Origin of the sequence: Erythrobacter sp. (assembly GCA_019739335.1) — a bacterium.
Classification (GTDB): Bacteria; Pseudomonadota; Alphaproteobacteria; order Sphingomonadales; family Sphingomonadaceae; genus Alteraurantiacibacter.
Map to the genome: position 1 here is coordinate 1178906 of CP073261.1, position 12286 is coordinate 1191191.

General features: G+C 63.9%; 12 protein-coding genes. 9 read left to right on the forward strand and 3 right to left on the reverse strand.

Annotated features, from left to right (window positions below; genetic code table 11):
- The first annotated feature begins 44 nt into the window (after positions 1 to 44).
- On the forward strand, positions 45 to 647 hold the full coding sequence (locus tag JY451_05770; protein ID QZH76067.1) for a DUF4136 domain-containing protein: 603 nt from the start codon (positions 45 to 47) through the stop codon (positions 645 to 647).
- Complete coding sequence (locus JY451_05775) at positions 644 to 1783, forward strand: hypothetical protein (protein ID QZH76068.1); 1140 nt, start codon at positions 644 to 646, stop codon at positions 1781 to 1783. The genes JY451_05770 and JY451_05775 overlap by 4 nt, the downstream gene beginning before the upstream one ends.
- A gap of 161 nt (positions 1784 to 1944) precedes the next feature.
- Here the strand turns inward: JY451_05775 and JY451_05780 are convergent, their stop codons facing one another.
- Together JY451_05780 and JY451_05785 are read right to left on the reverse strand one after the other, a co-directional pair.
- On the reverse strand, positions 1945 to 2643 hold the full coding sequence (locus tag JY451_05780) for a glycoside hydrolase family 25 protein (GenBank protein QZH76069.1): 699 nt from the start codon (positions 2641 to 2643) through the stop codon (positions 1945 to 1947).
- 37 nt (positions 2644 to 2680) lie between these two features.
- Positions 2681 to 3187, reverse strand: a complete 507-nt coding sequence (locus JY451_05785) for a UPF0262 family protein (GenBank protein ID QZH76070.1) — start codon at positions 3185 to 3187, stop codon at positions 2681 to 2683.
- A 150-nt stretch (positions 3188 to 3337) separates the two neighbouring features.
- On the opposite strand from JY451_05785, the gene JY451_05790 reads away from it, so the two are divergent.
- Positions 3338 to 4867 (forward strand): replicative DNA helicase, encoded by a 1530-nt coding sequence (locus JY451_05790; GenBank protein ID QZH76071.1) that lies wholly within the window; start codon positions 3338 to 3340, stop codon positions 4865 to 4867.
- Positions 4868 to 4872: 5 nt separating this feature from the next.
- On the opposite strand, the gene JY451_05795 is transcribed toward JY451_05790, so the two are convergent.
- Positions 4873 to 5658: a citryl-CoA lyase gene (locus JY451_05795; GenBank protein QZH76072.1), complete on the reverse strand. Its 786-nt coding sequence runs from the start codon at positions 5656 to 5658 to the stop codon at positions 4873 to 4875.
- Between the two features lie 94 nt (positions 5659 to 5752).
- Between JY451_05795 and JY451_05800 the strand changes: the two genes are divergently transcribed.
- The 6 genes from JY451_05800 to JY451_05825 all read left to right on the forward strand — a co-directional run bounded on the left by JY451_05800 (position 5753) and on the right by JY451_05825 (position 12237).
- A complete protein-coding gene (locus JY451_05800; protein ID QZH76073.1) occupies positions 5753 to 6889 on the forward strand; it encodes a CoA transferase in 1137 nt (378 codons plus the stop codon).
- Between the two features lie 7 nt (positions 6890 to 6896).
- A complete protein-coding gene (locus tag JY451_05805; GenBank protein QZH76074.1) occupies positions 6897 to 7697 on the forward strand; it encodes a helix-turn-helix domain-containing protein in 801 nt (266 codons plus the stop codon).
- A 92-nt stretch (positions 7698 to 7789) separates the two neighbouring features.
- Complete coding sequence (locus JY451_05810; GenBank protein ID QZH76075.1) at positions 7790 to 10003, forward strand: TonB-dependent receptor; 2214 nt, start codon at positions 7790 to 7792, stop codon at positions 10001 to 10003.
- Between the two features lie 11 nt (positions 10004 to 10014).
- A complete protein-coding gene (gene wrbA / locus JY451_05815; GenBank protein QZH76076.1) occupies positions 10015 to 10617 on the forward strand; it encodes an NAD(P)H:quinone oxidoreductase in 603 nt (200 codons plus the stop codon).
- A gap of 40 nt (positions 10618 to 10657) precedes the next feature.
- Entirely contained in the window at positions 10658 to 11215 is a 558-nt protein-coding gene (locus JY451_05820; protein QZH76077.1) for a VOC family protein, read from the forward strand.
- Positions 11215 to 12237 (forward strand): 5-methyltetrahydropteroyltriglutamate--homocysteine methyltransferase, encoded by a 1023-nt coding sequence (locus JY451_05825; protein ID QZH76591.1) that lies wholly within the window; start codon positions 11215 to 11217, stop codon positions 12235 to 12237. The genes JY451_05820 and JY451_05825 overlap by 1 nt, the downstream gene beginning before the upstream one ends.
- Positions 12238 to 12286: the final 49 nt, after the last annotated feature.

A 12286-nucleotide genomic window follows, 5' to 3' on the forward strand; every position in this document is an offset into this window, starting at 1 on the left:
ACGCCGCTTGGCACGAGAGGTCATTTCGTGCGTTAATCCACACCATGAAAACCGCCATCCTCCCGCTCCTCGCCGCCAGCGCCCTGCTCGGTGCCTGCGCCACCCCCGCCTATGTCTCCCCGGTCGAGGTGACGCGCTTCACCGGCGCTGCCCCGCAGCAGCTGGGCCAAGGCACGATCAGCGTTACCGCCGCGCCGGGGCTGGATGGCGATTCGCTCGCCTTTGCTGCCTATGCCGATGCGGTGCGCAGCGAGCTGGAAGCGATCGGCTATCGGGTGGTCGCGAGCGATGCCGGGCAGGTGGCCGCGATTGCGCTCACTTCCACTCTGGCCGATCCCGAAGAACGGCGCAGCCCGGTAGGTGTCGGCGTGGGCGGATCGACAGGCACCTACGGTTCGGGCGTGGGTGTCGGCGTCGGGATCAACCTGGGTAGCCTCGGCGGGCCGCCACCCGAACGGATCGAGCGGCAACTTTTCGTCGCCATCCGTCCCGCCAGCGGAGGTCCGAACCTGTGGGAAGGCCGCGCCAACATGACCGCAACCAGCAACAGCGATTATGCCAATGAGCAAGCCGCAGCCGCGCGGATGGTCGAGTCGCTGTTTGCAGGGTTCCCCGGCGTCTCCGGAGAGACTATCGAAGTCGAATGACGCACAGCAATATCGTGATCGACGCCGCTTTCGACAGCGGCAATATCGAAGTGGTGGCCATCGACGGTGCCACTGCCCGCCTGCGCATCCCACGCGATTACCAGAGCGAATTCGCGCAATGGTTCCACTTCCGCGTTTCCGGCGCGGCAGGACGCGAACTGGTGCTGACCTTCGAAGGCCTGAAGGACACCGCCTATCCGCAGGGCTGGCCCGGATACCGCGCCTGCATTTCGGAAGACCGTGCCTTCTGGGGCCGCGCCGACACCGCTTACGATCAGCCCGACGACACCATGACGGTGCGCTACACTCCCGCGAGCGATATCGCATATTTCGCCTATTTCGCACCCTACTCTCTCGAGCGGCACAACGATCTGGTCGCCGAAGCCGCGAGCAGCGAGGGTGTGGAATACCGCCGCCTCGGCACCACGCTCGACGGGCGCAGTATCGATTGCCTAGAAATGGGCGAGGGCGAGACCGAGGTCTGGCTCTATGCACGCCAGCATCCGGGCGAAAGCATGGCCGAATGGTGGATGGAAGGCGCGCTGGAACTGCTCACCGATCCCGCCGACACGGTCGGGCGCATCCTGCGCCAGAATTGCCGCCTGCACGTGGTGCCCAACTGCAATCCCGACGGCAGCTTTCGCGGCCACCTGCGCACCAATGCCGAAGGCGTGAACCTCAACCGCGAATGGGCCGAACCGAGCGCCGATCGCTCGCCCGAAGTGCTCGCCCTGCGCAACGCGATGGACGAGACCGGCGTGCATTTCGCGATGGACGTCCACGGCGACGAAGCGATTCCGGCGGTGTTCCTTGCGGGCTTCGAAGGCATCCCCTCGTGGACCGATGCACTGGGCGAACAGTTCTACCGCTACGAGCGTATCCTTGCCCGCCGCTGCCCCGATTTCCAGACCGCCAAGGGCTATCCCAAGACCCCGCCGGGCAAGGCCAACCTCTCGATGAGCACCAACCAGGTTGCCGAACGCTTCGGCGCCGTGGCGATGACGCTGGAAATGCCATTCAAGGACAACGACGACTGGCCCGATCCGATGCAGGGCTGGAGCCCCGAACGCAGCAAGGCGCTGGCCCGCGAATGCCTCGCGGCGCTGGTCGAATGGCTGGAGGATAAGGCGGGATAACGATCTCGCATTCCCGCTGTCGGCGGGAGCAAATTGATTCTCGCAGAACGCAGAGAAGAATGAGGGCGCGGAGAGATCGGCACGGCGCGCAATCCCTGCGCACTCCGTTATCCCTGCGTTCTCTGCGAAGAATCCTTATCAAGCGCTTCCGGCGCCGACGTTTAGGGCTGCAACACCACCCAGCGCATCGGTTCGCCGTTGGCCGGATTGGCGAGGGCGCTGTTCGCGGTCCACAGCACCCACGGCCGCCCGGCATAATCGGGCTGGACCCAGTTCTTCTCCAGCCACAGGTTGCGTTCGATTCGTGCGGCGATGCCGTAGGCCGTTTCGAATTCCTCGCTCACTTTCAGCACCACCGGCTGCCCGGCATGGCCTTCGACCTGGTTGATAAAGGTGGTCAGCTCACTCTCCAGCGCCGCTTCCACCACCGGATCGTTGCAGGCGCTCGCGGGCTTGGCGAGCGCGATGGCGGGGGGCAGCAGTTCCGGATCGCGCGGAACGATGGTGACGAAGTTGGCCGCCTGCCGCTCTGCGGGAACGCAGGGATCGTAGGCGTGGACGGCGCCGTGACGGATGCCGGTATCGGCCAGCGCGGCCAGATTGCGCCCGAACACAGCATCGCGTCCGCTCGCCCCGCTGCTCGCTTCGAGATAGACGAAATCGACCCGCGCGGTGCGCAGCGCGGATACGTCCACCACTCCGTCGCTTTCGCCCGTCACCAGCCCTTGCGAAGGGAAGGTGCCGCGCGGCGGTGCCCAGTGCCGGGTCTGCCACCACAGCCAGCCGCCAGTGCCCGCCAATGCCAGTAGCAGCAGCGCCTCGATCCAGAAGCGCAGCACGCTTTTCTTCTTCTTGCCCATCGGGCGCGACCTCTAATGCAAACGCAGCGACACGCCATCACCCCTTGGTGTGGAGTACGCAAATTAGTGTAAACAGCCGCCGCGCGGTGTCGAAATCGGTTTCGATCTTGTTCTCCAGCGCTTCCTCCAGCTGCCGCGTCCCGCGATCGTGGATGCCGCGCCGGGCCATGTCGATGGTCTCGATTTCCTGCGCGGAAGCACGCCGCAGCGCCTTGTAGTAGCTGTCGCAAATGGCGAAATATTCGCGCACCACGCGGCGCAGGCGCGACAGGCCCAGCCCGATGGTGCCCGCGTCGTTCCCTGCGCGGTCACTCAGTTGCAGCGCCAACATCCCCTCCACGATGGCGAGATGCACGTGCCACGGCCCCTGATGCCCCTGCTCGATGGCGCGCAGCGGGCGAAACAGGTTGTCTTCCACCAGATCGCGCAGCGCAATTTCGCGCTCCTTCTCGATCTCCTCGTTGCGGGCAAGCACGGTCGCCTCATCGAGCGTGATTCGCTCGATCCGGTTGTCGGCCTCGGCAAGATTGTTCGTGGCATCCATCGCGCGCCCCTCTTGGCCCAGCGCGGGGGTATATTGCAATTGCGAAACAGGCGGCTGCGCGCGTCGTCCCCGCTTTCCACAGGCTGCGGGTGGAAAATGATACAGGCCACGCCTTGCCGCCGCGCCCGCAGGCTTCCATGAAGCCCGCATATGACCGCGTCCGACCTGCTCCTCCGCCCCGATTCTGCCGCCCATGCCGCAGGCGATTCCAGTGCCCCGCAAGGGCGCTCGCTGCCCGCCAACCTTGAAGCCGAAGCGGCGTTCATCGGCGCGGCGCTGATCGACAACCGGGTGCTGGAAGAACTGCCGATCGAACTGCGCCCGCAGCATTTCTTCGCCCCCGTCCACCAGCGCATCTACGAACGCATCCTGATCGGGGTCGAACGGCAGATGGTCGTCACCCCGGTGACGCTGAAACCCTATTTCGAAGCCGACGAAGGACTGCGCGAACTCGGCGGCAGCGCCTATCTCGCCCAGCTCACTGCCGACGGGCAGGGCCTGCTCGCCCCGCGCGAACTGGCGCAGCAGATATACGATCTGGCGCTGCTGCGCGAACTCGTCAGCGTAGGCCGCGAACTGGTGGAGACCGCGCTCGATACCTCCGAGGTCGAACCGATGGTGCAGATCGAAAAGGCCGAGGCGCGGCTGTTCGAAGTGGCCGACGGGGCGACCACCGAGAACACCGGGACCAGTTTCCGCTCGGCTTCGCACGCGGCGATCAAGCTCGTCGAAGCGGCAATGAATTCGGGCGGCGGCCTGTCGGGCAAGACCACCGGGCTGGAAGTGATCGACAACAAGACCGCCGGGCTGCACAATTCCGATCTGATCATCCTCGCCGGGCGCCCCGGCATGGGCAAGAGCTCGCTGGCGATGAACATCGCTTTCAACTGCGCCGAGGAACATCTCAAATGGATGCGCGACGGCGGGCCGAACAATTACGGCGCACCTGCCGCCTTCTTCAGCCTGGAAATGAGCGCCGACCAGCTCGCCACGCGTATCCTCGCCGAACAGGCGGAGGTTTCTTCCGAAGCGCTGCGCTCCGGCAAGCTCAACCGCGACGAATTCCACAAGCTGTCCTACGCGGCGCAGCGCCTGAGCGAGTTGCCGCTCTATATCGACGATACGCCCGCGCTCACCATTTCCGGCCTGCGCACCCGCGCCCGTCGGTTGAAGCGGCGGCACGACATCGGGCTGATCGTGGTCGATTACCTGCAATTGCTGCAAGGCTCGGGCCGCGCCAGCGACAACCGGGTGAACGAGATTTCCGAGATCAGCCGAGGGTTGAAGACCCTGGCCAAGGAATTGCAGGTGCCGGTGATCGCGCTCTCGCAGCTCAGCCGCGCCGTCGAATCGCGCGAGGACAAGCGGCCGATGCTGTCCGACCTGCGCGAATCGGGATCGATCGAGCAGGACGCGGACATGGTGTGGTTCATCTTCCGTGCCGAATACTACCACGAAGCCTCACGCCCGGACATGGTGACCGAGACCAGTTCGGAAGCCGACAAGGAGAAGTACCGGACCTGGGAAGACCGCTACATGGAGCTGAAAAACCGCGCGACGCTGATGGTCGCCAAGCAGCGGCACGGCTCCACCGGCAATGTGCCGCTGCATTTCCAGAGCGAATTCACCAAGTTCACCTCGCCCAATATGAAGGACTATTCGGACTACGGGTTCGAATAGCCGGCTCAGTCCTCCATCGGCGCGAATTCGATCCGGTCCGCCGCTGCGCCGCTCATGATGAAGCCGATCGGGCCTTCGCTTTCTTCCTGCAGGTGCGCGATCAGGCTGGCGGTGCGGGCGAGCAGCGAGATGCCCTTGAGCGCGGCAAGCGGGAAGCCTGCATCGAGCATCACGGCCGGGATCGCCCCGTTGACATTGATCGGCAGGCTCCGGCCGATGGCTTCGGGCAGCACCGCTGCAATGGTTCGCAGCATGGCGATGTGCTCGCCTTCCATGCCCTGTTCGGCAGCGATGGCGAGCAGGCGATGCGCACGCGGATCGCCGCCCGAATGCTGCGGGTGGCCGAAACCGGGGATCGCCTTCTTCTCGGCACGAAGGGCAGCTATCCCGGCCTTCGCGGCTTCCCCGGCCGATATTCCCTCCCGCACCTTGGCAACACATTGGGCGTAGAAGCGCCCGGCCACCTCGGCACTGCCCAGCACCACCGATCCGCAACCGAGCAGACCGGCGGCGACCGCGCCGTGGAATGCTTCGGGCGCGGCAGCATAGGTCATCCGGGTGGCGACTACGCTCGGCACGAGTCCGTGTTCGGCAATCGCGCAGAGCACCGCGTCGGCCAGCACGCGCTGCTTCTCGCTGGGCTGTACGCCGGTGACCAATAGCCAGAAATAGCTGGTGAAATCGAGCTTGCCAATGACCTCGCTGCACAGGTCAAGCCCGCGAACGGTGATGCTGGTGGCATCCGACTGGCAGATCGAACTGACCGCGTTGTCCTGTTTCCCGATCCGCATGGCACTCTCCTTTTTCGAATGGCGAAGTTGATTTCGTTATTCGAAGAATATAGGAGAGAGTCAACAATATGCTTTGAAGCCGGGGATGCCAAGGATGACCGCCAAGCCGCTGCAGGATGTCACTGTGCTCGAAATGGGCACTTTCATCACCGGCCCCGCTGCGGGGATGTTGCTGGCCGATCTGGGCGCGAATGTCATCAAGGTCGAGCTGCCGGGGTTGGGCGATCCTTTCCGTTCGTTCAAGGGTGGGCTCTACTCTCCGCATTTCCAGACCTACAATCGCAACAAGCGGAGCGTGACGCTGGATACGCGCAAGGCTGAGGACTTGGCTCAGTTCGATTCGCTGGTCGCGGATGCGGATGTTTTCATTCAGAATTTCCGGCCGGGGGTTGCGGCCAAGCTGGGGGTGGATGCGGAGCGGTTGCGGGGGATCAATCCGGCCCTGGTCTATGCCTCGATTTCCGGCTTCGGCGCCGAGGGGCCGGACCGGGACCGGCCCGCCTTCGACACCGTGGCGCAGGCGGCGAGCGGGTTCCTGCGGCTGCTGGTCAATCCCGATCATCCGCGCGTTGTCGGTCCGGCGATTGCCGATGCGATGACGGGTTTCTACTGCGCGCTGGGGATTCTGGCGGCGCTGAATGAGCGGCATTCGACCGGCAAGGGACGGCTGGTCGAAACGTCGATGTTCGAGGCGATGTGCCACTTCAATCTGGATGATTTCACCCACCTTTTGTCCGCTGGCGAAGTGATGGGGCCGTACTCGCGTCCGCATGTTTCGCAGAGCTATGTGTTTGAATGTGCGGACGGAAAATGGATCGCCTTGCACATGTCCTCCCCGCCCAAGTTCTGGGAGAACCTCGCCACGGCGGTCGGGCAGCCGGATATGCTCGCCCGGCCCGAGTTTGCCAGCCGCGAGGCGCGGATTGCGCACTATGACGAGGTGATTGCCTTCCTCGCCCCGATCTTCGCCGGCAGGCCGCGCGGCGATTGGGCGCAGGTGCTTGAAAAGCTGGAAGTCCCTCATTCCGAAGTGCGCACCTCGCGCGAAGTGCTCGACAGCGAGCAGGCCAGGGCGTTGAGAATCGAAGTCGCCGATCCCGCTGGGCCGCACGGAGAGTTTCGCACGATCCGCTCCCCGCTCAGCTTCGATGGCGAGCGGATGACCGAAGTCACCGCCCCGCCCACACTCGGCCAGCACGACGCAGAAATTCGCGCCGCAACAAAAGGTTAGCCGCACTATGGCCGAAAGCAAGGACCCTGAATTTCTCTCCACGCTGGAACGGGGCCTCAGGGTGCTTACCGCGTTTGATGCCGACCATCCGGAAATGACGCTGACCCAGGTGGCGCAGAAAACAGCGCTTTCTCCGGCAGTTGCGCGGCGCTGCCTGAATACGCTGGTGGAGATCGGCTATGTCGGGCGGCAGGGGCGTAGCTTCATGCTCAAGCCCGCGGTGCTGACCATCGGTTCGGCCTTCCTCAGCTCGATGCACGTGCAGGATATCTGCTTGCCGGCGTTGCAGAATCTGCGCGACCAGACCGGCGACAGCGCCTCGCTCGCGGTGCTTTCGGGCAGCGAAATCCTCTATGTCGCGCACGTTTCGACCGACCGGCGGTTCCGGCTGCAAACCAATGTCGGCACCCGCTACCCCTTCCACGCAACCTCCATGGGAAAGGTCCTCGCGGCGTTTTCAAGCGACGCAACGGGCGCACAATTGGTTCAATCGGGCACATTGCAGCGCTTTACCGAACGCACCCTGACCGATCCCCAGGCACTGCAAGAGCGTTTCCAACTGGTCCGCGAGCGGGGCTACGATTCGGCGCTCGATGAACTCGATTATGGCATCGTATCGGTCGCTATTCCGATCCGCGATCGCGAGGGCCGGACCATCGCGGCGATCAACTGCTCCACCTCCACCACCCGCATTTCGCAGGACGAGCTGGTGCGGACCAGGCTACCGCTCCTCCGCAACGCCGCTGCCGAAATCGAGGCAGCCTTACGGCAGTGGCCTGCGCTGGCAGCCTCGCTAACTGCCGCCTAGTTTTTCGCATATCGAATTTGACTTCGCATTTCGAAGCATGTAACACGCAACCCATAAAGGTGCAGAATCGCGCCATCATGGGGAGTGAGTGCATGAAAGCTCAGGGGTTATCCTTCGCCAGCGCCATTGCGATCTCGGCAGCCATTCTGACCGCGCCAGCCCATGCGCAGGACAATCAGTCCACCGAAGAACCGCAGGCCGAAGCAGCCACCGGCAACGACATCGTCGTCACCGCGCTGCGCCGCGAGGAGAGCTTGCAGGATACCCCAGCCGCGATCACCGCGTTCAACGCGCAGGCCATCACCAATGCCGGGATCGAGCGGCCGGGCGATTTCATCGCGCTCACCTCCAACGTCAATCTGGTCGAGACGCAGAACGCGGGTAACTCGTTCATCATCATCCGCGGCATCACCCAGGCGCGCAATTCGGAGCCATCGGTGGCGGTGGTGATCGACGGGGTGCAGCAGGTGAATCCCGCGCAGTTCAACCAGGACCTGTTCGATATCGAACAGATCGAAGTGCTCAAGGGTCCGCAGGGCGGCCTCTACGGGCGCAATGCCATCGGCGGCGCGATCATCATCACCACTCGCCAGCCGAGCGACGTGCTCGAAGGCAACCTGCGCGTCGGCGTGGACAACGGCTTTGGCTACTATGCGCGCGGCGGCATCAGCGGCCCGCTGGCCGAAGGCGTCGCCTTTCGCGTGGCGGGTTCGTACTACAACACCGACGGATTCATCGAGAACACCTTCCTTGGCGAGGAAGCCGATCCGGTCGAAGATTTCAGCCTGCGCGCCAACTTGCTGGTCGAAGCCACCGACCGGTTGAGCTTCGACCTGCGCGCATCAATGAACCAGCTGCGCACCCAGGCGCTCTATTTCAACATCGTCAACGATGTGAACGACACCAGCCTCGATGTGCGGGTGAACAATCCCGGCCAGAACGATCGCGACATGAACAATCTGGCGCTGCGCACCGTCTACGAAGGCGACAACGTGGTGTTCACCTCGGTCACTTCGTACGACACGGTCGAGGAAGTGCTGACAGGCGATGCCTTCGACTTCCTGCCGATCGAGGATTCGTTCTTCTTCAACCTGTTCGAATTCCTGTTCGGCACTGGCAACGGCTTCGACCTGAACCAGAGCCAGTTCCTCGACGTGAAGGCGATCAGCCAGGAAATCCGCCTCGAATCGCCGAGCGGTAGCGGACCGTTCAACTGGATGGTCGGCGGCTATTTCATCGATACCGAGCGCTACATCTCCACCGGCAACATGATCGATACCAACAACGGCGTGTTCCCGGTGTTCCGCACCCCTTCCACCAACCCGCTGAACCCGCAGTTCAGCTTCCTTGCCGATGGGCAGGAGAATTTCGCCTGGGCACTGTTCGCCAATGCCGGGTACGAAATCAGCGAACAGCTGCGGATCGACGGTTCGCTGCGCTATGACCGCGATCGCCGCCGCAACACCACGCTCACCCCCACCGCCTACCTCCCCAATGTCCCCGGCTTCCCGCAGGGTGCCACCGGCGAGGTCCGCACGCGAACCTTCGACGACTGGCAGCCGCGCCTGACCGTGACCTACGAACCCAACGACGATCTGACGATCTACGGCGGCTATGGCCGGGGCTTCCGTTCGGGCGGCTTCAACCAGACGGGCGTGGGCGGCGTGGCCGCCAGCAACGGCATCGTCGGCGTGAACGACATTTTTGAGGCCGAAACCGCCGATACCTTCGAACTCGGCTTCAAGGCCGATGTCGGGTTCGCCGATATCAACGGCGCGGTGTACAAAACACAGTCACGCAACAGCTATTTCTTCGTCTTCCTTGCCGCCAATTCCACCCAGAACCTCGGCAACATTCCCGAAGTCAGCTTGAGCGGCTTCGAGCTGGAAGCGACGGCGGAACTGTTCCCCTATTTCGATGTCAGCGCGGCGCTGGGCGTCACCTACAGCGAGATCGACGAATTCCCCGATCCCACGGTGATCGGCAACGAAGCCCCGCTGATCTCGCGCTATACGCTGAACCTTGGCGCGCAATATGACGGGCCGATCAGCGACAGCGTGGATGCGCTGTTCCGTGTCGATTACCGCCGCACCGGGCGGACCTGGTGGGAACCCTACAACACCACCTCGCGCAATCCGGTCGACATTGTCGATGTCCGCGCGGGCGTGCGAGTGGATGGCTGGGCCGTCACCGCCTTTGCGCAGAACCTGTTCGACGAGGAATACAACGCCGAATTCTCGCCCGGCGGCTTCGTGTACAAGGCACGGGGGCTGCGGTACGGCATGGAACTGGGTTACGAATTCTAAGGGAAACGAAAATGGCTAAGGTTCTGGTGCTGTACTATTCGAGTTACGGCCATATCGAGACGATGGCCCACGCCGTGGCCGAAGGTGCGGCGAGCGTGGCAGGAACCGAAGTGACGGTAAAGCGCGTGCCCGAACTGGTGCCCGAGGAAGTCGCGCGGGCATCGGGCGTGAAGCTCGACCAGGCCGCCGAAGTGGCCACTCCGGACGAACTGGCCGATTACGACGCGATCATTTTCGGCACCCCCACCCGTTTCGGAAACATGGCCGCGCAGATGCGCAATTTCCTCGACCAGACCGGCGGGCTGTGGTTCCAGAACAAGCTGGTCGGCAAGGTCGGTTCGGTGTTCTGTTCCACCGCCAGCCAGCACGGCGGGCAGGAGACAACGCTGACTTCGTTCCACATCACCCTGCTGCATCACGGGATGGTGATCGTCGGCCTGCCCTATACCTTCGCGGGCAACAGCGAGATGGGCGAAATCAGCGGCGGCACCCCCTACGGCGCGACCACGCTGGCGGGCGGCGACGGCAGTCGTCAACCCAGCGAAAACGAGCTTGCAGGCGCCCGTTTCCAGGGGCAGCATGTGGCGCAAATCGCTGCCAAGCTCGCCGCCTGACGGGGCAGACGCAGCGACACAACAAACGGAGGATCACGCCATGGCCAATTTGCTTCCCAGCCGACTGCATCACACCGCCTATACCGTGAAGGATCTGGGGGCGACCCGGGCTTTCTATGAGGATGTGCTGGGGATGCCTCTGGTGGCCACCTGGTGCGAGCAGGAGGAACTGTTCGGCGCGGAGCGGACCTATTGCCATTGCTTCTTCGGGCTGGCCGATGGCAGCGCTTTGGCCTTCTTCCAGTTTGCCGATCCGGCGGACGATGCCGAGTTCAATTCCCCCGTGCCGCCTTCGCCGTTCCGCCACATCGCGCTCAATGTCGACGCGGCAACGCAGGCCGAACTCGAACGCCGGATCGCTGCTGCCGGGTTCCAGCCGCCGCAGACCTACGTGCTCGAACATGGCTATTGCCGCTCGGTCTATGTCGTCGATCCCGATGGCATGATCGTCGAATTCACGCTGGACGCCGATCATGCCGAGCAGATCAACGCGCTGCGCAAGGCCGATGCCCATGCCGAGCTCGAGCGCTGGCTGGCGGGCGATCACCGGCCGAACAACGACGTGCGGCCCGATCACCTGCTGGAGCAGGCGCATTGATCCTGCTGCCGACGAGCCTGGTCGGCTCCTACGCGCAACCCGAATGGCTGATTGACCGGGCCAAGCTGGCCGGGCGTTTTCCCCCACGCACCCGGCAGAAGGAACTCTGGCGGATTCCGGAGGATATGCTCGAAGAGGCGTGGGACGATGCCACCGTTTACGCCATCCACGAGCAGGAGCGTGCGGGCCTCGACATCATAACCGACGGGGAAATGCGGCGGGAAAGTTATTCGAACCGCTTTGCCACCGCGTTGGATGGCGTGGACATGGACAACCACGGCACTGCGCTCGACCGCTCTGGCGAGCCGGTGCCGGTGCCGCGCGTGGTGGGCGAAATTTCGCGCCGCCATGCGGTGCAGGTGCGCGATGTCGAATTCCTGAAGGCGCATACCAGCAAGCCGGTGAAGATCACCGTGCCCGGTCCGTTCACCATGAGCCAGCAGGCGCAGGACGATTACTACGGCGATCCCGAAGCGTTGGCGGTGGCCTATGGCAAGGCGGTGAACGGCGAGATCAAGGACCTGTTCGCGGCCGGGGCGGACGTGGTCCAGCTTGACGAGCCGTACATGCAGGCGCGGCCCGACAAGGCGCGGGCCTTCGGGCTGACCGCGCTGGCCGCTGCGCTGGAAGGCGTGCAGGGCACCACCGCGCTGCACATCTGCTTCGGCTATGCGCACCTGATCCACGAACGGCCCGAGGGCTACAGCTTCCTGCCCGAACTGGCAGCGGCGGCGGTGGGGCAGATCTCGATCGAAACCGCGCAGTCGAACCTCGATACCGCGGTGCTGGAAAAGCTGCCGGGGAAGACGGTGATCCTCGGCGTGCTTGATCTCTCGACGCACGAGGTGGAAGCGCCCGACGTGGTCGCCGCGCGCATCCGCCGCGCGCTGCCGCATGTCGCGCCAGAACGGCTGGTGATCGCCCCCGATTGCGGGCTGAAGTACCTCCCGCGCGAAGTCGCTTTCGGCAAGATGCAGGCGATGGCGCAGGGTGCGGCGATCGTCCGGGGCGAATTGGCGTGAGCTTTCGCACTACGCATGTAGGCAGCCTGCCGCGCCCCGACTACCTGCT